General features: G+C 59.1%; 11 protein-coding genes. 5 read left to right on the forward strand and 6 right to left on the reverse strand.

Annotated elements, in window-relative coordinates; genetic code table 11:
• Positions 1-25 precede the first annotated feature (25 nt).
• Positions 26-748: a hypothetical protein gene (locus tag J8Z04_RS04780; protein WP_154980987.1), complete on the forward strand. Its 723-nt coding sequence runs from the start codon at positions 26-28 to the stop codon at positions 746-748.
• A gap of 77 nt (positions 749-825) precedes the next feature.
• Here the strand turns inward: J8Z04_RS04780 and J8Z04_RS04785 are convergent, their stop codons facing one another.
• From J8Z04_RS04785 to J8Z04_RS04795, 3 genes are all read right to left on the reverse strand, one after another.
• Positions 826-2,478: a Hint domain-containing protein gene (locus J8Z04_RS04785; protein WP_192848621.1), complete on the reverse strand. Its 1,653-nt coding sequence runs from the start codon at positions 2,476-2,478 to the stop codon at positions 826-828.
• Between the two features lie 253 nt (positions 2,479-2,731).
• On the reverse strand, positions 2,732-4,372 hold the full coding sequence (locus J8Z04_RS04790) for a Hint domain-containing protein (protein WP_192848622.1): 1,641 nt from the start codon (positions 4,370-4,372) through the stop codon (positions 2,732-2,734).
• Between the two features lie 262 nt (positions 4,373-4,634).
• A complete protein-coding gene (locus tag J8Z04_RS04795; protein ID WP_192848623.1) occupies positions 4,635-5,624 on the reverse strand; it encodes an aldo/keto reductase in 990 nt (329 codons plus the stop codon).
• Between the two features lie 231 nt (positions 5,625-5,855).
• Here J8Z04_RS04795 and J8Z04_RS04800 point away from each other — a divergent pair, with 231 nt between their 5' ends.
• Both J8Z04_RS04800 and J8Z04_RS04805 read left to right on the forward strand, forming a co-directional pair.
• Positions 5,856-6,938 carry a CobW family GTP-binding protein gene (locus J8Z04_RS04800; protein ID WP_103765826.1) on the forward strand — a complete coding sequence of 361 codons (1,083 nt, stop codon included), beginning with the start codon at positions 5,856-5,858 and terminating at the stop codon, positions 6,936-6,938.
• Positions 6,935-8,017 carry a WD40 repeat domain-containing protein gene (locus J8Z04_RS04805; RefSeq protein WP_043560946.1) on the forward strand — a complete coding sequence of 361 codons (1,083 nt, stop codon included), beginning with the start codon at positions 6,935-6,937 and terminating at the stop codon, positions 8,015-8,017. Before J8Z04_RS04800 ends, J8Z04_RS04805 begins: the two co-directional genes overlap by 4 nt.
• Positions 8,018-8,065: 48 nt before the next feature.
• Here the strand turns inward: J8Z04_RS04805 and J8Z04_RS04810 are convergent, their stop codons facing one another.
• From J8Z04_RS04810 to J8Z04_RS04820, 3 genes are all read right to left on the reverse strand, one after another.
• The gene (locus tag J8Z04_RS04810; protein WP_192848645.1) at positions 8,066-9,421 is read right to left on the reverse strand and encodes a chloride channel protein; all 1,356 of its coding nucleotides are present in this window, start codon (positions 9,419-9,421) and stop codon (positions 8,066-8,068) included.
• Positions 9,422-9,591: 170 nt separating this feature from the next.
• Entirely contained in the window at positions 9,592-10,542 is a 951-nt protein-coding gene (locus tag J8Z04_RS04815) for a cation diffusion facilitator family transporter (protein ID WP_081562591.1), read from the reverse strand.
• Positions 10,523-11,635 carry a cation diffusion facilitator family transporter gene (locus tag J8Z04_RS04820; RefSeq protein ID WP_192848624.1) on the reverse strand — a complete coding sequence of 371 codons (1,113 nt, stop codon included), beginning with the start codon at positions 11,633-11,635 and terminating at the stop codon, positions 10,523-10,525. The genes J8Z04_RS04815 and J8Z04_RS04820 overlap by 20 nt, the downstream gene beginning before the upstream one ends.
• A 194-nt stretch (positions 11,636-11,829) precedes the next feature.
• Between J8Z04_RS04820 and J8Z04_RS04825 the strand changes: the two genes are divergently transcribed.
• The gene (locus J8Z04_RS04825) at positions 11,830-13,446 is read left to right on the forward strand and encodes an NAD(P)/FAD-dependent oxidoreductase (RefSeq protein WP_192848646.1); all 1,617 of its coding nucleotides are present in this window, start codon (positions 11,830-11,832) and stop codon (positions 13,444-13,446) included.
• Between the two features lie 250 nt (positions 13,447-13,696).
• Complete coding sequence (locus J8Z04_RS04830) at positions 13,697-21,349, forward strand: autotransporter domain-containing protein (protein ID WP_212125584.1); 7,653 nt, start codon at positions 13,697-13,699, stop codon at positions 21,347-21,349.
• Positions 21,350-21,363: the final 14 nt, after the last annotated feature.

Below are 21,363 nucleotides of genomic sequence, written 5' to 3' on the forward strand. Positions count from 1 at the left end.
ATTCCGGATAATGGTTTTTGGAAAAATGAGACTGTATACTCTGGCAGGACTTGCCGGGATCATGGGACTGTTGAGCGGATGCTCCGGCTATGACGGAAATTTCAAGGTCAAGCAGCTGGCTTGGGCTGGACAGCCAGGTAACAGGACTTTGGCCGTACTGCTTTCTGGCCACGATAACCTCCATCCACAGCTTTCCTGCAGGGTTGCTGATGTGGATGTCATGCTGATGCCGGATGCCCCGTATTTCCGTGATTATCTCCGCATCGACATGGCACAGGCGGGGTTCAGGGAGAAAATTGGCAACAGCAAGGCCCTTGCCCTGGTACGGCATGCTGCCCGCAATGATGCCTGTCAGCTGGTGTTTGCCAACCTTCCGGCTGGCAGCTGGCTTCTCGCCACACGGCCTCATTTTTATGTCAATGACGAGGCAGCTGCCCAGCAGGGGAAGCCCTCACAGCATGATGTGGCACCAGCCATGTTCATGTGGAACAGGATTACGGTTGATGCGGATAATGACGTGACGGCCGTGCATGTTGAAAAAGACCTGAGCCGGATTGTCCGCAAGAAGCATCAGTATGTGCGTAAGCACACGCACAAGAAATCAAAGAAGAGGATCCGGGAGTTCCATGGTGAAGGCTCCCCGGATACACAGCAGGACAGCTGGATCATGACCCCGGCAGAGAAACAGGCCCTTGGTATTCCGGGCATGACCCTGACACCAACTGCCGTTGCTCCATCCGGCCAGTAAAGGTTGGCATATATGGCAGGAAACGGAGAGCATTGATCCAATGCGGTGTTGGAACAAGCTCTCCGTTATCCATTGATTTATCCCGCTTTTTTGACGGGTTTGTATTTCAGTTCGTTTTGATAGGTCGTCAGCGGATGTTCTGCATCAGCCGGATAAGGCCCAGCGGAAATGATTTCGATGGCCAGCAGTCCAGCTTCCGTTACAGAGTGTTGACTGGTATGGGGTAGATCAAGGGTAGCCGCTCCTTTAGTCCACCTCATTTTAGAATTTTCCAAATCGAACCAGCCTTCCATATCTTCATGTGTTAGGTGTCTATCGATATTTATGCAATCTATTCCATGGAAATAAAGTATTTCTCCTACCAAAACGCCAAGCTCGCGCCTGTCATCCACGACAGGACCATGGACGTCATAAGGTCTTCCTGTTTTTGAGAGGATGGTTACTCTTTTTACCCCGGCAGGTATGTGAAATACTTTGTAGTTGTTTGAGGACCGTTTTTCCTGAAGAACATGCCCCTGTTCCGTGAGTAGTTGCAAGGCAGGATTGTGGGACACGGTTTCAGTTTTGTAGGCGTGCTGAACTGGAAACAGAAGCTGTTTTGCACGTTCAAGCAGCTTTTGATGGATAGGAGCTACAAAATTTTCTGCTGTGCATAATGGCGCTGCAGCATCTTTCTCCCATGATAGATTTTTTGAAGTAAAATCATATTCTATGACGTTTGTGTCTCCATTATCTCGCTGAAACTGGAAACGGTTTCCTGTATTGAGATAACTTTCCGTAAGAACATTATTTGCAGAAATGATGCTGTGTGTTGATGTTTCTATATGAAATATGTCATAATAAAAGAATGGTCCGCTCTTTTTGGATGTATCGTGCATGCTCGTATCATAATATATTGATCGTCCGTTCACCATGATACGGACTGGAATAAAATGTTTCTCCAGAAGCAGGCAGTGCTCCGCTGTAACCAGAAGATCCTCGGAAGGTACATTGTCTGCCAGTGCATTTTTTTTGATACGGACCGGATAGCCGGCCATGTCCAAGGGGAGAGATGAGTCTATACGGACCCTGCTCTGTTGGCAGAAGACAACATGCTGGGGAAGAGGCTCATTTCGCCCCGTTTCAGGATTGTAAGTAATTACAACGTCATTTCTGGTCAAATTTTCTATCTTTTTCGGCCCTGAGAGGGTTTCAATCATGGTTCCAGAAAGAAAGCATGTATCAAATGTAAATTTCTGGCCAAGTGAGCCATCTGTTGCTGTACCGTTATCGTCCTGCTTGAAGGTGTAAGAAACTCCATTTAGAAGAAGAGTAAAATTGTTTCCCATTGACCAAGGAAGTCTGAAATTGAAACTGTATGAATACTGCGCTTGTGTTGGGTCGATCAGGGAGCGTCCATCAATACTGGAAGATGAGCTGCCCGGAACATCAGACGTGATAACGTAATACCCACCACTGCCATTACCAATGATAAAACCATTTACAGCCTTATTTCCCCAAGAGAAATCATAACCACCAGATGTAATGACACTTCCCGTATTCGGATCCTTTATTACAAAGTCCTGTACCTTCTGGTCGGATGCCCGGGTAGGAGTGTGCGTTGTAAAAGTGGCATCAACACCAAACAACTGGGATGTTATGTAGCCATTTCCATTTGCGTCAACAGATAGGGATGCAATATTTACTCTATATGTTCCAAGTGCGACGACAGGCTGAGGATTGCCGGGCATGCATGATTCTCCAAAAGAGCCAACCTTTCCTTCACGATATAATAATAATATTTTAAGTGCAAATTCAATTATCTTTTGAATAAAATTAACCAAATATCAATAAATGTACATTCTTTTTTCTGGTAAATCGTATTTTCTGATCGGGCAGGTAGCGCATTTCAGGTGCACAAGAGCGGAAGGAAGGTTCCTTTGCTACTCATGTTCTCTTGGTGTTTCGTGGGAACCAGTATCAGACGCCCCCAGTTTTCCTTCGTTATACAGCCCTGACGAGACCGGGCTGTGTCGTCATGTCAGCTTCATCTTCCAGAGAGTTGTTGGCAGACAGGGGATAGGGGCCTGCCGCCATGATCTGTATGGCCAGCAGCCCCGTCTCCACACCATCATTGTATTCCGGCTGACTGGGAAGAGGGAGTCTTGCAGCCCCCTGCGTCCAGCGCATGGAGGGGTTTTCCAGCCCGCACCAGCCATCCAGCTGATCGGTCGTCAGGTGTGTGTCGATGCTGGTGGAATGGGTAGCCTGGAAGTGGAGAATTTCTCCGACCAGTACCCCTAGTGTGCGCCGGTCATCAACAAAGGGGCCGTGAGTGTCACAGGGGCGGCCTGTTCTGGAGACCAGCGTGACATGGGTTGTTCTGAGGGGAATGGAAAAGAGCCGGTACCCTGCGGATGTCCGCTTCTCATGCAGGACCTCTCCCCGGTCCGTGACCAGGTGGAAGGCTGGATCCTCGCAAAGGGCCTCAGCCTTGTAGGGGTGCTGGATGGGGAAACTCAGCTCTTCTGCACGCTGGAGGAATCCCTGATGAAGGGGCGCCACGAATTCCCGGGCCGTGCACAGGGGAGCAGCGGCATCACGGTACCATGACCGTTTCCGTGTAGAGAAGTCATGGGTGATGACATCGCCCGTATGGCTGTCGTGGCTGGACCGCACGAACTGGTAACGGTTGCCCGTATCCAGATAGCTTTCCGTCATCACATCATTGGCGAAGATGACGCTGTGCATTTCCGTCTCAATGTGGAAAATGTCGCAGGCCATCTGCCGGATTCTGTCTGTCATCTCGAAATGGATGGACCGGCCATTGACCAGCATGCGGGCAGGGACAAAGCGGTCATCAAGAAATAGGCAGTGCTCCGCCGTAACCAGAAGGTCTTCGGAGGGTACGCCATCCGCCAGGGCGTCTTTTCTGATCCGTACAGGGTAGCCGGCCATATCCATATGGGGGGAGGATGTTATCCGCAGCCGACTTCTGCCTGCCCATGTGAGACGTTGCGGCAGGGTCTGCCCGCTGATGGGGTTGTGGGTGAGAATGACATCACCAGTCTTGAGCTCTTCCACCTTGCGGGGGCCGTCTGGCGTTTCGATCAGGCTGCCAGCCAGAAAGCATGTATTGAAGGTAAACTGTTCGTTCAGAGCACCATCAGTGGCTGTACCATCATTGTCCTGATGGAAGTAATAATGCTGACCATTCAGGTCGAGGTCGAAGAAGTTGCCATTGGCCCAGTTTCTGGAGGAATCGTTGATGTAAGTGTAACGTGCCTCCGAGGGGTCAAGCAGGGCGGCACCATCAATGGTGGATGAGGAGCTGCCGGGCACGGCGGAGGTGATGATGTAATAGCCCCCCGACCCATTGCCGATGATGAAGCCGTTTACCGACTTGTTGCCCCATGAGTAATCATAACTGCCGGTAAGCTGTTTTTTCGTTTGCGGATCCTGGAAGGTGAAATCCTGGACCTTCTTGTCATTGCGACCGGTCGGGGTATGGGTCGTGAAAGTGGCTTCCACGTTGTATTTGGGATTGGAGATGGTGGCCCGTTTCGTTCTCGGGTCAACCGTCAGGGAGGCGATATCCACCAGGTAGGTCCCGGTAGCGACAACGGGTTTCGGGTTACCAGCCAACGTCTGTATCCTTCGGAGGTAAGGCTTGCTCTCCGGAAAGGATATAGGTCGTTCATCTTATAATTTTCTTAACAAAAAATGGCATTAAAGTTGTATAAAAACTAATATATTTTTAACAAAATTCAGAAAACTTCATATTTTTCTGCATGTTGGCCCATGTCATATTTTTTTTCATGTTCTGGTCCAAAAGCAGCAGAAGAAGTGGCCAGAAAGCCATGCCACTCCTTCGCCGCATTGCTTCAATTTAATATGAAGTTTTTTCTCATGACTTCCGGGCCGGTGGGGCCATGAAGGCAGGAGAGATGGGCGTGGGGACATGACGTTCCAGAATGGCGTCAATATCCTTCCTGTCCTGATCGGTCAGCTGCCAGCCGAAGACATCCGCAACACCATCAATCTGTTCCGGCTTGCGGGCACCCCACAGGGCAATGGTCGGTCCCTGGTCCAGCACCCAGCGGATGGCCAGCACCATGAGGGACTTGCCGTGGCGGTCCGCAATCGTCTTCAGTTCGTCCACAGCAGTCAGATAGTCCTTGAAGTGTTCTTTCTGGAACTTGGGGTCGCCAGACCGCAGATCACTTTCCGGGAAGGTCTTGTCCGCTGTCATCTTGCCGGTCAGCAGGCCACGGCAGAGCGGGCCATAGGCCAGCGTGACGAGCTTGTGCGTCTTCGCATAGGGCAGCACGTCCTTTTCAATCTCACGTTCAAAGAGATTGTAGGGGGACTGGACACTGGCCAGCGGGGCCACCTCACGGAAGATGTCCATCTGCTCCGGGGAGTAGTTGCTCACGCCAAGGGCACGGATTTTCCCCTCCTTGTGGAGCTTCTGGAGCTCACGGGCCGTCTCGTCGATCGGCGTGTTGGGGTCCGGCCAGTGAACCTGCTCGAGGTCGATGGTCTCGACACGCAGGCGGCGCAGGGAGTCTTCCACTTCCTTGCGGATGCGGGCAGGGCTGGAATTGCGGAACGGCTGGTGATCGTCGTTCCAGTCCAGTGCGAGCTTGGTGGCGATGCGGGCCCTGTGGGGTTTTTCTGCCAGAGCACGGCCCACGACTTCCTCGGAATGACCAAAGCCATAGACCGGAGCGGTGTCGATCAGGTCCACGCCTTCATCAAGGGCACGGTGGATGGTACGGACGGCATTGTCGTCATCAGGGCCGCCCCACATCCAGCCGCCAATGGCCCATGTGCCAAGGGCAACGCGTGATACGGGTCTGTCAAAACCGGGAATGAGAATGGTGTTTTCATTCATGGGTTTGTCTCCATCAGAAAATGAGGGCGGAGGATGCGGAATGAATCGTGCCTCGGCCCGGACCTGGAGGGCGGCCCCTCATCATGCGGGGGCGGGCAAGGCCCTTCCGGCCTCTCCGCCCATATTGGGATAGGGGCGGCGGGTTATGCAACCACCTGTTCTTCTTTTTGGTTTTGAGACGGGAGAAGAGTATGCTCAGCTCAACTCTCAAGGAGAACAAGGACAGACATCATGGCTGATTCACAGACCAGAAAAATCCCCGTCACGGTTCTTACCGGCTTTCTGGGAGCGGGCAAGACCACGCTGCTCAACCACATCCTGACAGCCGATCACGGGCGGAATTACGCCGTGGTGGTCAATGAGTTCGGGGAGCTGGGCATCGACAATGATCTGGTGGTCGATGCTGACGAAGAAATCTTCGAGATGAACAATGGCTGCATCTGCTGCACGGTGCGGGGCGATCTCATCCGGATTCTCAGCCGTCTGCTGCGCCGCCGTGGCAAATTTGATGGCATCATCGTCGAGACTACCGGCCTGGCCGATCCGGCCCCCGTGGCGCAGACCTTCTTCGTGGATGAGGGCATCCGTGAAAAAGCCGAGCTGGATGCCGTCGTGACGGTCGTGGACGCCTACAACGTGCTCCAGACCCTCAAGGAAAGCCCGGAAGCCGTCAATCAGGTGGCTTTTGCCGATGTCATCATCCTGAACAAATGTGACCTTCTGGATGAGGCCGCACTGGCCGGGGTGGAGCAGAAGCTGCGGGCCATCAATTCCGTCGTGCGGATTCATCGGGCCGAGCGGGGCAAGGTGGCTCTGGATGACATCCTCAACCGTGGCGGGTTCGACCTCAGGCGTGCCCTGTCCACCATGCCGGACTTCCTTGAGGAGGACGGGCATGACCACCATCATCACGATCACGATCACGATCACGATCACGACCATTGCCATTGTCATGACCACGACCACCATCATGAGGCAGCCCACGGGCCGGGCGGGCATCATCACGCCCATAGCGAGGATGTGACGAGCCACTCCTTCACCGTCACGGAACCGCTGGATGAGGAACGTTTCCACGCCTGGATCGGCCTTGTCCTGCAGGAGCAGGGACCGGACATCCTGCGGGCAAAGGGCATCCTGCATTTCAGGGGCAAGGACGAGCGTTTTGCCTTCCAGGCCGTGCACATGATGGCGGATGGCGACTATATCGGGCCGTTCAGGGCGGGAGAGACGAAACAGTCCCGCATCGTGTTCATTGGCCGCAAGCTGGACTGTGCCCAGCTTCAGCGTGGCTTTGAAGGGTGTGTGGCCGTATGAGTGCGCCGCAGAGCAGGACCCTGTTGCAGACCCGTGGGGCCGAGCGTCAGTTTGAGGCTCCGATCACCGGCGTGCAGGCCAGCCGTGATGGCCGGACCTTTGCCGCCCTGACGATGGATGGAGAGCTCATCCTCATCTCCCGGGACGGCCTGCGGGCTTCCGAAGACTGGCAGTGCCTGTCTGTGCATGACGGGGCGGTGTCCCTTGCGCAGGGTTGCGGGAAGGACAGCTTCCTCAGTGGCGGGGAAGATGGCCGTGTCGTGGAAACACGGGCCGATGGCACCATGACAGACCGTCATGAGGGCCGTGGCTGGGTGGACTGTCTGGCCAGTACGCCTACCCACTGGGCCTGCGCCAGCAGGAAGGAGGTTCATCTCTACGCCCACGGCGCGGATGAACCCCTGAAGGTGCTGGAGCATCCTTCGGCCCTGAGCGGTCTTGCCTTCGATGCCAAAGGCAAGAGGCTGGCTGCCTCGCATTATAATGGCGTGTCCATGTGGTTCGTGCAGGCGAAGGACGCCAATGTCCGTTCTCTGGAATGGAAGGGCAGCCATACCGGGCTGTGCATCCATCCGGGCGGCGAGGCACTGGTGACGAGCATGCAGGAGAATGAGCTGCATGGCTGGCGTCTGTCTGACGGGCACAACATGCGCATGAGTGGCTATCCTCGCAAGATCGGGTCCATGAGCTTCACCCGCAAGGGTCGCTGGCTGGCCACATCAGGGGCGGATGCCGCCGTGCTGTGGCCGTTCTTCGGGGGGGGGCCGATGGGCAAGCCTCCCATGGAGCTGGCCCGCCTTCCGGGGTTGTTCGTGACCTGCGTCTGTGCCCATCCCACGGATGACATTCTGGCCATCGGGTTTGAGGATGGCACGGTCCTTCTGGCGGAAGTGCCCAATCATGCTGACGAGGCTGCCGCAGGAGAGGGCCGCATCCTGCCACTCTGCAATGGCCAGCGCAGCGGTGGTGCCGCCCGTGGTGCTGTGAATGCCATCGCCTTCACCCCGCAGGGGGGAGCCGTCATCTTCGGGACCGAAGAAGGCTATGTCGGGGTTGTGGACTTGTCCGCTCAGGGCTGATGTCCTCAGGGATGGTCTGCCTCCAGTCCGGCAGACCATCTTTTTTTCTCAGTCCTTGGACTGTTTGTTCTCTTCGTGTTTCTTCTGGAGATACCCTTCCTGCCGGGCCATGAACTGGTCGGCCAGACGCCCGTAGAGGGAGTGGGGGCAGACCATGCGTGAGACACCAAAGGCCAGAAAAGCCGTGGCTAGCAAGGCCAGGGTGATCTGCTGGTTGTCGCACATTTCCATCACGATGACGGTGGCCGTCAGCGGGGACTGCACCACACCGGAGAAATAGCCGACCATGCCCAGCAGCACGACGGCTCCGGGGGCTGTGTGAGGCAGGAAGCGGGCAACCCAGCCCCCCACCGAGGCTCCTATGGAGAGGGACGGCGCAAACAGCCCGCCCGGTATGCCGGAGCAGTAGGAGATGATGGTGGCGGCATATTTCATCAGGAAATAGGACATGTGGGCATGGCGGGAGCCAGCCACCAGATGATGGGCCTGCACATAGCCCGTGCCGAACGTGTCACCGTGGCTGGTAAAGCCCAGCATGGCGAGGATGACCCCGCACAGGGCCGTGAACAGGATGGGCCGGTTCTTCTGGATGGACCCGATGAAGCCGGGCAGACCCTTGCCGACCCGGATGAGAATGGTGGAGAAGAGCCCCCCGCCCAGCCCGCCGAGAATGCCGCAGGCCAGCACGGCAATCCAGGCCGTTCCGACGGGAACATCCACCGAGGCATGGCCGAAATAGGTATAGTTTCCGCCCGTCAGGACAATGGCTGTCACACCGGCGAGGACGACGCCCGTCAGCATTACGCCGGATGTCCGCTGCTGGAAGGAACTGGCCAGTTCTTCGATGGCGAAGACAATGCCAGCCAGCGGCGTGTTGAAGGCGGCGGCCACACCGGCAGCCCCGCCTGCCAGGATGACACCCCGACGGGTCGAGACGTTGGCATGGCCCAAGAAGCGGGAATAGGCGTTCATGATGGCCGCCCCGACCTGCACCGTGGGGCCTTCCCGCCCGATGGAGGCCCCGCAGAGCAGGCCGAGTGTGGTCATGCACACCTTTCCGACGGCAATGCGCAGGGCAAGGATGCGGTTGACGAGGGAGAAGTCCTCAATATGTAGCGTGGCGATGGTCTGCGGGATGCCGGACCCCTGCGCCCCGGGGAAGAAGCGTTTTGTCAGCCACATGGAGAGGGCCAGCCCGCTGGGAATGACAGCGAACATGACATAGGGATTCCAGTGCTGGAGGCCCATGCAGAGGGAGCTGGCATAGTCAGCCGCCCGGGCGAACAGCCACGCCGCAATGCCGACCGTGATGGCCCCGGCCCAGAAGATGAAGGTCCGTCGCCACTGCGAGGTGCGCATCCGGGCCGAACGGCGGAAATGCGTGATGCGGTTGCGCCGCCTCATGGCGTGGGGTGAACCGGGGGCAGGAGCGGGGGCGCTTTGGGAAGAATCGGACACGTCTGGGGTGGATCCGCCACAGGGCTGGGGGTGAAGAGGTCATGCCCTGTTTCGGACGGAGCCTTCCCTGCGGTCAAGGGGGGCCATGGTTTTGCATGGCAGATGTGACATGACGGTTACATGACGAGCACACCGCTGGCCCCGGGCTTGTGGCGTTTGGCGAGGTCCTCCGGCTCCACATGGATATGGATGGAGGAGCGGCCCAGCACGGCCCGGATGGCATTTTCGATCCGGTCGCAGATGTCGTGGGCGTCCGTGATGCGCATCTCATCCGGCACGATGAGGTGGAACTCCACGAAATAGAGGGACCCCACCCGCCTCATGCGGAGGTCGTGGGCCTCCAGTGCTCCCTGGCCTGCCTGCGTGATGGTCTGGCCGACCTCATGGACCAGTTCCGGCGGTGGGGCTTCGTCCAGCAGGCCGGTCATGGAATGGCGCATCATGCCGAAGCCGGTCCAGAGGACATTCAGGGCCACAAGGGCGGAGAGCAGCGGGTCCAGCCAGAGCCAGTGCAGCAGGGGGATGAGGCAGACACCGACCAGCAGGGCCAGGCTGGCCCAGACATCGGAGAGAACATGATCCCCGGCCGAACTAAGGGCCTGTGAGTGATGTGTCCGGCCCATCCGTCGCAGGATGAGGGCCCAGATGAGGTTGATGACCCCGGCAGAGGCATTGAGGAGCGCCCCCGGCAGGGGGGCTTCCGGGGCCTGTATGTGCAGGGCATCGTGCCCGGCAATGGCCAGGATGACCAGGGCCGTCAGCACCACCAGAACCCCCTCGATGACGGCCCAGACATATTCCGCCTTGCCGTGCCCGTAAGGGTGGTTGTCATCTGCCGGGCGGGCGGCAAAGGCCACGGCCCAGAGCGTGCCGACGGAGGCCAGAACGTTGAGGATGGTTTCGATGGCATCGGACAGCAGGGCACCGGAGCCGGAGACGGCCCATGCCGCATATTTGACGCCCAGCACCACGAGGCTGACGAGGATGGAAAGACGGGCCACCCGCAGACGGAGTGGCGTGGTCGTGTTCTCCCTTGGCACGGCGGTTTCAGGCGTGGTGGTGGTCATGGGGGCAGTCCGTCTCTTTCGGGGCGGTGTGGGGGGTGTTGCAGCCGGGTGTGGCGCAGCCGGCTCCTTCGGGCGGTTCCACCTGGAAGGTGGGATGGCCTATGGCGAATTCCTCCCGCAGCAGGATGGTCGCCCGGGCCAGAAGGTCGGCCGTCCGGCTCTGGGCTTCCAGAATGGTGCAGTCTTCCGGCACGGGGTGGAGGACCAGATGGACCGTCAGGGCCGTCTCGGTCGTGCTGATGGGCCAGATGTGAAGGTGATGCAGGTCGGCAATGCCGGGCAGGCTCCGCAGGGCGTCTTCCACGGCACGGGGAGTGATGGTCTGCGGCACGCCATCAAGGGCCAGGCCGAGCGCATGGGTCAGCAGGGACCATGTCCCCCAGATGATGAGTCCCGACACGATGAGGCTGGCCAGAGGGTCGATGCAGGAGAAGCCGGTCAGCGTGATGAGGACACCGGCAATGACCACGCCCAGGGCCATGAGGGCATCGGAGGCCATGTGCAGGAAGGCTCCCCGCATGTTCAGGTCATGATGGGCGCCCCGCATGAGCAGCAGGGCCGTCCCGCCATTGATGAGGATGCCGATGCCCGCCACGATGCTGATGGTCTGTCCCTGCACGGTCTCGGGATGGATGAGGTGCCAGATGGCCTGCCAGATGATGCCCCCGGTGACGAGCAGGAGGATGGTGGCGTTGAGCAGGGCCGTCAGGATGGTGGCGCGTTTCAGCCCGTAGGTGAAGCGTTCGCTGGGGGTGCGGCGGGCGAGTATCTGGGCCCCCCATGCGGCCAGCAGGCTCAGCACGTCCGAGAGATTGTGCCCCGCATCGGCCAGCAGGGAGAGGGAGTGGGCGGCGAAGCCCCATCCGGCTTCCCCGACGAGATAGAGCGTGTTGAGGATGATGGCGATGAGGAACGTGCCACCAAAGGAGGCCGGAGCGTGGACATGCCCGTGCCCGCCATGATGATGGTGTCCATGCCCATGCCCATGCCCATGCCCATGCCCATGCCCATGCCCGTCGTGGTGATCATGGTCGTGGTGGGAGCAGGCTGTGCCTTCTGCCGGCTCGTGTGGAGGATGGGGCGTGGTCGTCATGGAGGAACCCTGATAGGCACGAAGATGTATGAGGGGATGCAGTATAAGTTAGACCTATCCAGCTTTCACCATTTTTCTTGTCCTGTTTCACATGGAGCAGGGCAGGGACCGGGACCGGTGGCCTGTCTGTCCTCCCTGCTTGCCAGTGCCCCGGTGCTGGCTTTAAAGGAACGGGCATGACAGCCTTTTCCCCCATGCTCCGCCTCAGCAATCTTGCCCTTCCTCTCGACCACACGCCGGAAGCCCTCCGGGCCGCCATCGTGGCCCGTCTGGCCGTAAGGCCGGAGGAGCTGCTGGCCTATCATGTCTTCCGCCGGGGGCATGATGCCCGACGGCGGGGGAACATCCAGCTCGTCTATACGCTGGACTGTGAGCTGCGGGAGCTGGATGCCGTGCTGGCCCGTTTCAGCGGGGACCAGCATGTCCGTCCGACGCCGGACATGCGCTGGATTCCGCCCGTCCTGCCCTCTCACGCCGCCGGGCGCACGCAGCGGCCCGTCGTGATCGGGGCGGGGCCCTGTGGCCTGATGGCAGCTCTCGTGCTGGCCCAGGCGGGGCTGAAGCCGATCATCATAGAGCGTGGCCGGGCCGTGAGGGACCGTACGGTCGATACGTTCGCCCTCTGGCGGAAATCCCGCTTCACGGCAGAAAGCAACGTGCAGTTCGGTGAAGGGGGAGCCGGAACATTCTCCGATGGCAAGCTCTATTCCGGCGTGTCGGATCCCCGCCATCTGGGGCGCAAGGTGCTGGAGGAGTTCGTGAAGGCCGGTGCGCCGGAGGAAATCCTGACCCTCTCCAAGCCGCATATCGGGACGTTCCGGCTCGTGACGGTCGTGCAGTCCCTGCGGGCGCAGATCGAGGAGCTGGGAGGGGAATACCGTTTCGAGACCCGGCTGGAGGGCATCGAGACGGCACCCTGTGAGGGTGGTGGCCGACAGGTGACGGGGCTGCGTCTCTCCACCGGGGAAGTACTGCCTGCTGACCGGGTCATTCTGGCGGTCGGTCATTCTGCCCGGGACACGTTCGCCATGCTGCATGAGGAAGGTGTGCCGATGCAGGCCAAGCCTTTCTCCATCGGAGTGCGGATCGAGCATCCGCAGGCGGTGATCGACGTGGCCCGGTTTGGCCCGCAGGCGGGGCATCCGCTGCTTGGTGCGGCCGATTACAAGCTGGTGCATCATGCCAGCACGGGGCGGGGTGTCTATTCCTTCTGCATGTGTCCTGGTGGGCAGGTCGTGGCGGCAACCTCGGAGAAGGATCAGGTCGTCACGAACGGGATGAGCCAGTATTCCCGGGCCGAGCGGAACGCCAATAGCGGCATCGTGGTGGAGGTCCGCCCCGGTGTCGATTTCCCGGATGAGCCGCTGGCGGGGATCGCCTTCCAGCGTCAGTGGGAGAAGGCGGCCTTCGTGGCAGGTGGCGGGGATTATCGTGCTCCGGCGCAGCGTGTGGGGGACTTCCTTGCAGGGCGGGCCTCCACCTCTCTGGGCACGGTCGTGCCCTCTTACCAGCCCGGTGTGACGCCGACTGACCTTTCCCGTTGTCTGCCGGATTTCGTGGTGGCCTCCATCCGGGAAGCCCTGCCCCGGTTCGAGTGCAGGATCAAGGGTTACAGCATGGATGATGCCGTGATGACCGGTGTCGAGACACGGACATCCTCGCCCTTGCGGATTGACCGTGACGCCACGGGCCAGAGTCCAGCTCTGCGGGGGCTTTTCCCTGCTGGTGAGGGAGCTGGCTATGCTGGGGGAATCCTCTCCGCCGGGATTGACGGCATCCGTGTGGCGGAGTGGCTGGTGGCCTCCCTGTGATGGGAGGCCAGATGGGAGTTCTGCGGGCTCCCTCATGAATATTGGAAATCATTTATTAATGAAACATATCATTATCACCTAACACAGCAGAGCATATTAACATAAAATTAAAAGAAGTAATTTGTTAGTCAAGTTTCTGCCAAAGTTATGTGATAATTAGACCCCAATCATCGGATACCGGTCTCCATAGTGGGCGGAGGTATACGCAGCACCTCCATTTGCAACAGTGTGGATATTAAAGGATAAGCCGGTGTTGATTACTGGGCAGAGCGGGCAGGCCCCGCTGCGGTATCTGGCGAGCCACAAGGCAGGGTATCGCCGTTTTGGTTACATGTTGGCTCTGCTCAGCGGAGTATCCTTGGTCGCTGGGGTGGGCAGTGTGGCCCGTGCCGATGATGGTGCGTCTGTTTCTTCCGGAGACATGACGAATACTCAGACGCGCAATCTTCCCCAGGGAACGGAGGTCAAGGGGGACCTGTACCAGAAGGATGGTCAGCTCGGTCTGGATGGTACAAGCGTGGCTGGTACCCTGCATCTGGATGGGGGCACGGCCATTTTCGGGCATAACGGGGCGAGCCATGGTGGTACGCTGGTGCAGTCCCTGGCAGGCAGTGCAGATGCCGTGCTCGACAAGGCGGGTGACAACACCAGTTTAGTCATGACACCGTCCCCCGATCCGTCCGCCCCTTATCAGGGGGAGCTGGCGATCGCCCAGGGTAAAGGGGAGACGTATGGCGGGTCCCTCAAGGGAACGGGTGTCCTGAGTCTGCTGTCTGGCACACAGGTGCTGACAGGCCAGAACCAGATCGACGGCACTGTGGACATCCGCAATGGTACGCTGATCCTGCGGGACAAAGGGTCCTTGTCCACGGCAAAAGGCAGTCCAATAGGTCCGCTGAGTGTTGGTCTGGCACGGGGGAATGAGGGTCATCTGGTGCTGGAAGGTCCGGACGCCAGGATACAGCGGAAGTCCGTCTTCATCGGTAACGGCGACCCGACTTATGGTGGTGGGTCTGGCCCGATCGGGAAGAGTGATGCCACACTGACGGACGGAGCGCAGATCAACAACCGTACCAACGAGGGTGCGTATGTTGCCGTTGGCATTTACCAGAATGGTGAGCTGAACGTCGAGAATGGTTCCCGTGTTGAGGCTGATGAATTTTATGCCGCAGCTTCACCGTCTCTGACTGGCACAGTGAATGTGACGGGCAGAGGCTCTGCCGTGGAAGCTACCAATGCCCACATCGGTAACGAGGGGACCGGTGTTGTGAATATCAGCGACGGTGCCAGCTTCCGCGCTGATGAAGCAAGGTTTGGCGAGGATGGCGGCAACGGGAGCCTCGTTGTCGGTGTCGATGGTACGATGCAGAACGGCAACACGATCATCGGTGCTGGTGGCAAGGGGACCGTGACGGTTGATGGCGGGCGCTTCCAGAATGACAGGACGATCCGCTTCGGTGTGCCGGGGACCGGCGCAGCCTCCGATGGCACGCTGAATGTGCTGGATCATGGTGTGCTGGTAGCTGGTGATGATGGCTCTTCTCCTGCCATCGCCGCAGAGGACGGAGCCAAGGCTGCCATCAATCTTGATGCCGCCACGATACGGAACATCCAGGGGCGTGATTTCACCAGCACGGTTGCTGCCAATCTGACTGGTATGAACGAGTTCAATGTCCAGGACAGCAACACCATGTCATGGAAAGGCGGCCTGACGGGGGATGGTGGGGTCGACAAGACCGGCACGGGGACCCTGGGTCTTTCGGGTAATCTTGCCTACAAGGGCATGACGAACGTGGAAGCCGGTACCCTGTCCGTGACGGATGCGACGCTGTCGGGTCAGGTCATCAACCAGACCAACGGCACGTATGTGCAGAAGGGTGGTGAGCTGGACGGGACACTGGCCAATATCGGTACGGCGTCTGTTGATCATACCAACGTCAAGGGCGTGGTCACGAACAACAGCAGCTTTACGGCCACGGACAGCACGCTGGCCAATCTTGTCAATCTTGGTGGCAATGCGACCCTGAGGAACACGCTTGTTCATGAAGTGACCAGCACCGAAAAAAGCATGCTGGACTTCAAGGATACGGTTGTTGATGGGCGGTTTGCGAATACCGGCAAGGTTCTGGCTGTCCATTCCAAGGTTCCGGGCCTCCCGTCCGCTGCGGACTCGGAGAGCAATTCGGACGTTCTGGCAGGCCGCAGTGGGGATTCCGGAGCAACGATCACCAACCGGATGGGGGATGAGGATGACCTCACCAACCGGGCGGGTTCCGTGCCCAGGAAGGGCAACTTCACCAATGGTGGCGATGCAGAGTTCTATGACAGTGAGCTGGCGACGTTCACCAACACGGGGACATTCCTTCTGGCGCAGAAGAGTGTCGTCAATGGTGATATCCTTCAGAATGACGGCAAGCTGACCCTTGATGATTCTCAGGTCAACGGCGTGCTTTTTGCCAGGGGCGGCACGTTTGACATTACCAGCGGTGGCGCCAGTGTAGAATCGCTTGCCGGTCGTGCGAATGGTCAGCTGGAAGGCACGCTGAACCTGACCAAGGCAGCTGACACCTATGCAGGCAACATCTCCGGCAATGGCGGGCTGACCATCTCCGGGGGACGTGAGACCCTGGCAGGCAACAACACCTACACGGGTGAGACCGATGTCACGCAGAATGGTGGCCTGACCCTGAAAGGGAGCCTTGCCAGTGCGCTGAACAATGCCGGAACGACAGACATCACTGGCGGACGTGTTGCTGGTACGACCACGAACAGTGGAACACTGACCGCCAGCAAGGCGACACTGGCTGATGTCACCAACGAATCCGGCGGGACCTTCAGTGCAGCGGGCGGGCAGCTGGACTCTGTCGTGAACAATGGCAACATGACGCTGGATCAGGGTGTCATTGTCCATGGGAACATTGCCCAGCACGCAGGCGACCTGATGCTGGATGGTTCCAAAACAAAGGGCGTGCTGGCAGCTCATGGTGGCCAGTTCACCGTCGGTAATAACGGCTTCACCGCCGGATCTCTTGAAGGGAGCGGCAATGCCCAGTTGGAAGGCACGCTGAACCTGACCAATGCCAGCAGTACCTATGCCGGTAGCATGGGTGGCAATGGCGGGCTGACGGTTTCTGGTGGGCACGAAGTCCTGACAGGCAATAACAGCTATTCTGGCAACACTCTCGTGCAGACGGGCGGGCAGCTCGATGTGAACGGTGACAACAGCGCCGCCAAGGGTCTGACATCCGTTACCGATGGCGCCACGCTGCGCGGTACGGGGACGATCGGTGGCGATGTGAATATCGGCTCTGGCGGGACACTGGCCGCCGGGACGGCTGAGGCGCCGTCCACACTGACCGTCAACGGGAGCCTGAATCTGGCCGATGGGTCCCGTCAGGTTTTCCGTCTGGGGCAGGCTGATACGGAAGGTGGCGCCTACAACGACTTCATCAACGTCAAGGGGAACCTGGCGCTTGGTGGCACGCTGTCCATCCAGCCGGTTGATGCTGGTCCGGATGTGAATAATTCTTCGCTGATGGCCGGTCTGTACCGTCTGTACAGCTACGGTGGTGTGCTTTCTGGAACTCAGCAGTCGGTTGACGTGGCCTCCAAGCCTCTTCCAGAGGGGATGGTTGTCCAGACATCCATCGACCATCAGGTCAACCTGGCGGTCAATACAGGTGGACTCAATTACTGGGATGGTGGCAGCAGCGCCCACCGCTCCGATGATGGAAGGGGCAATGGCCGCGTTGACGGTGGGGATGGTGTCTGGACGGCAGCAAGACCGCAGGGCACACCCAGCTGGGCTACAGCCGACGGCTCTGCCAACGGCCAGTGGCAGAATGGCAACATGGCCATTTTTGCAGCCTCTGCCGGTACGGTCCATGTCAATGACAAGGCCGAGGATGGCACGCAGGCTCCGGTCATCTTCTCCGGTGCCCAGTTTGCCAACCTTGATGGCAAGAATTACCTCGTGACAGGCGACAACCTGTATGCCTCCACCGGCAAGACGGTCATCCGTGTGGGTGACGGGACGTCTTCTGGCAAGGACATCACGGCAGAGATCGCTTCTGTCATTGATGGCAGCAAGGTTGATGGCGGCACAGGGCTGGAAAAGACGGACCTTGGTACGCTTATCCTCAGCTCCGACAATGACTTTGCAAAGCCGACCCATGTTGAGGCTGGCACGCTCCAGCTCGGCAATGGTGGGACGACAGGGTCTGTCGGCCAGCAGGACATTGTCAATGACGGGACTCTGGCTGTGGATCACAGCAATGATGTCACGTTGGGTCAGACGATCTCCGGTACCGGCTCCTTCGTCCAGAAAGGGCAGGGCACGACAACGCTCAGCGGGGCGAACAGCTACACGGGGGATACGGATGTCCAGAGCGGTCGTCTGAACCTGACAGGGTCCCTTGCTGGCAAGCTGAACAACGCTGCAGCGACTGACGTCAATGGTGGCAAGGTTGCAGGGACCACGACCAACACTGGTACCCTGACGGCACAGAACGCCACGCTGGCTGATGTCGCCAACCAGGCTGGTACGGCCTCTCTGGCAGACAGCACGGCTGGTCACGTGACCAATGCTGACGGGGCGACCTTCAAGGCGACGGGTGGCACTCTGGCCTCTGCGGACAACAGCGGCAACATGACGCTGGGTGCAGGCAACCATGTCACGGGTGATGTCACCAACAGCAGGGGTGACCTGACCCTTGACGGGAACCAGATTGCCGGGACGACGACCAACCATGGTCAGTTGACGGCACAGAACGCCACGCTGGCCGATGTTGCCAACCAGGCTGGTACGGCCTCTCTGGCGGACAGCACGGCTGGTCACGTGACCAACGCTGACGGGGCGACCTTCAAGGCGACGGGTGGCACTCTGGCCTCTGCGGACAACAGCGGCAGCATGACGCTGGGTGCAGGCAACCATGTCACGGGTGATGTCACCAACAGCAGGGGTGACCTGACCCTTGACGGGAACCAGATTGCCGGGACGACGGCCAACCATGGTCAGTTGGCGGCACAGAACGCCACGCTGGCTGATGTTGCCAACCAGGCTGGTACGGCCTCTCTGGCGGACAGCACGGCTGGTCACGTGACCAACGCTGACGGGGCGACCTTCAAGGCGACGGGTGGCACTCTGGCCTCTGCGGACAACAGCGGCAGCATGACGCTGGGTGCAGGCAACCATGTCACGGGTGATGTCACCAACAGCAGGGGTGACCTGACCCTTGACGGGAACCAGATTGCCGGGACGACGGCCAACCATGGTCAGTTGGCGGCACAGAACGCCACGCTGGCTGATGTTGCCAACCAGGCTGGTACGGCCTCTCTGGCGGACAGCACGGCTGGTCACGTGACCAATGCTGACGGGGCGACCTTCAAGGCGACGGGTGGCACTCTGGCCTCTGCGGACAACAGCGGCAACATGACGCTGGGTGCAGGCAACCATGTCACGGGTGATGTCACCAACAGCAGGGGTGACCTGACCCTTGACGGGAACCAGATTGCCGGGACGCTGGCGGCCAATGGCGGATCTTTCAGCGTCACGGATCATGGTTCTGATGCCGGCTCCCTTGCCGGGTCTGGAAATGGTGTTCTCAATGGCACCCTGACTCTGACCAATGCCAAGGATACCTATGCCGGGTCCCTGTCCGGCAATGGCGGGCTGACACTTTCCGGTGGTCATGAGACGTTGATAGACCAGTCCCATCTTGGGGGGCCTGTCTCCGTGGCTGGTGGTACGCTGGCTCTGGCCGGGGCGAAGGCTCAGCTGACGACAGACAGTAGTGTGAAGATTGGTGCAGGCAAGGCGGGTGACGTCAGCCTCTCTGATGGTGCAGCTCTCCACAGCCATGGCCCGGTCGTGTTTGCCAAAGCGGAGACAGCTCCGGCTGATGGCACCGACGCCAGACTCGATGTGCTGAGTGGCAGCAGGCTGAGTGCTGGTGATGTTGACGGCAAGCCCGGCCTGGTGGCCGAAGAGGGTGCCAAGGCCCAGCTGACGCTGGATGGCGGTACGCTCCAGAACATCAAGGGTTCTGATCTGACCAGCAACGTGAATACGGCCATCGGCTCCAAGGGGGCAGTGTTCGACGTGCAGGATGAGAACCGGATGACACTGGGTAATAATGTCGTCCTGACGGATGATGGCAGTGCCGGTGATCATGCCCTGACCAAGACGGGCACTGGGGTGCTCACGTTTGCTGGTGATGGTTCCAGCTTCAATGGTCCGACGGACATCCAGTCCGGAGACATGATTGTTGATGGCAACATGGGCCATTCTGCCATGACCGTGCAGCATGGTGCCGTTCTGGCCGGTAATGGCTCCGTGGGCAGCACGGTCGTGTCCAGCGGTGGTATGCTGGGAGCTGGCAACGAGACAGATGCGGGTGCCCTGCATGTCATGGGTGATCTGACCATGGCCAAGGGCTCGGTCCTGTCCATCCGCGGGAGCAATGAGGCGACCGGGCGTCAGCTGGTCGCACCGGACGGCTTCTCCTACAGCGAGCTGAAGTCTGACCAGGTTCTGGTCTCAGGCAAGGCGGACCTCCAGGGGGGTACGCTGGCTCTGAAGGTGAAGGACCCGACGGCCCTGAAATATGGTCAGGCCTACCATGTGCTGACGGCCAATGGTGGCGTGAATGGTCATTATGATGACCTGGAGACCAATATCGGTCAGGATTACGCCTATCTTGATCCTCGTCTTGTCTATCAGGGCAATGATGTGGATGTGATGCTGCGTCGTTCCATCCATGGTTTCGAGTATGTGGGCCAGACCCGCAACGAGATCGCTGCCGGGGAAGGGCTGAACCATATCTCCGAAAACAGTGATCTGGCCAAGGCCATGACGGTCCTGACAAAAGACCAGGCCCGTCATGCGCTGAACAACCTGTCTGGTGAGCTTCACGCCTCCATCCGTACAGGGTTGATCCAGGACAGCTTCTATATCCGCAATGCAGCCCTGAACCGTCTGGCTGCGGCCGACTGTGACTATGGTCACAATGGCCAGAGCTTCTATGACCTGAAGACACGCAGGAAGGATGGCGCCTGCTATTCCGATCATGCGGTCCTGTGGGGGCAGGCCTATGGTGGCATGGGCTTCAACAGTGGGGACGGCAATGCTGCCCTCATGCACCATAACACCGCAGGCTTTGTCATCGGGGCGGATGGGCCAATCAACCATAGCAACTGGCGTGTTGGCGGGCTGATCTCTTACGGTCATTCCCAGTTCAACGTTCAGCGTGGTCGTTCCTCCTCGGCCAACAGCAACAATATCAGCATTGGTGCCTATGCCGGGACGCACTGGGGTCGCCTGAATCTCCGCTTCGGGGCCATCTATAGCTGGAACGTCATCAATACCCATCGTCATGTTGCCGTGGGTGATTATGGCGGGCGTCTCAGCAGCAGCTATCTGGGTGGTACGGCCCAGGGCTTCGGGGAGCTGGGTTACAAGTTCCGTGGGGAACGCAGCATGTTCGAGCCGTTCATGAACGTGGCTTATGTGAACATGCAGAGCGACAGCTATCGTGAGCATGGCAACGAGGCTGCCCTGCACAGCCACGGGACGGATACGGGTGTGACCTTCTCGAGCTTCGGCTTCCGCACGGCAACGACTGTAGGCATTGGCAAGGCGGTCTTCATGCCGCACCTGTCCGCTGCATACCGTCACGCCTTTGGTCGGACGGGCTCCCGCCAGCGTGAGACCTTCGCCATGGGTAGTGGTGCCGGTGACATGGATGTGGCCGGTGTGCTGCTTTCCAGAAATGCGGCCGTCGTGCAGGCTGGTGTGACCGCCCGGGTGAGCGAGCGTGTTGACCTGGACCTGTCCTATATCGGGCAGTATGGCAACCAGTCCACCGAGAGTGGTGGGACAGGGTCCGTCAAGGTCCGCTTCTGAGAGGCGGACCGGGG

Source organism: Bombella apis (genome assembly GCF_018221685.1).
Classification (GTDB): Bacteria; Pseudomonadota; Alphaproteobacteria; order Acetobacterales; family Acetobacteraceae; genus Bombella; species Bombella apis.

Bases quoted from the DNA above. Each gene is read 5' to 3' on its own strand.
- J8Z04_RS04780 (WP_154980987.1), top strand. From the start codon at position 26: ATGAGACTGTATACTCTGGCAGGACTTGCCGGGATCATGGGACTGTTG.
- J8Z04_RS04785 (WP_192848621.1), bottom strand. From the start codon at position 2,478: ATGCCCGGCAATCCTCAGCCTGTCGTCGCACTTGGAACATATAGAGTA.
- J8Z04_RS04795 (WP_192848623.1), bottom strand. From the start codon at position 5,624: ATGAATGAAAACACCATTCTCATTCCCGGTTTTGACAGACCCGTATCA.
- J8Z04_RS04800 (WP_103765826.1), top strand. From the start codon at position 5,856: ATGGCTGATTCACAGACCAGAAAAATCCCCGTCACGGTTCTTACCGGC.
- J8Z04_RS04805 (WP_043560946.1), top strand. From the start codon at position 6,935: ATGAGTGCGCCGCAGAGCAGGACCCTGTTGCAGACCCGTGGGGCCGAG.
- J8Z04_RS04810 (WP_192848645.1), bottom strand. From the start codon at position 9,421: ATGAGGCGGCGCAACCGCATCACGCATTTCCGCCGTTCGGCCCGGATG.
- J8Z04_RS04815 (WP_081562591.1), bottom strand. From the start codon at position 10,542: ATGACCACCACCACGCCTGAAACCGCCGTGCCAAGGGAGAACACGACC.
- J8Z04_RS04820 (WP_192848624.1), bottom strand. From the start codon at position 11,635: ATGACGACCACGCCCCATCCTCCACACGAGCCGGCAGAAGGCACAGCC.
- J8Z04_RS04825 (WP_192848646.1), top strand. From the start codon at position 11,830: ATGCTCCGCCTCAGCAATCTTGCCCTTCCTCTCGACCACACGCCGGAA.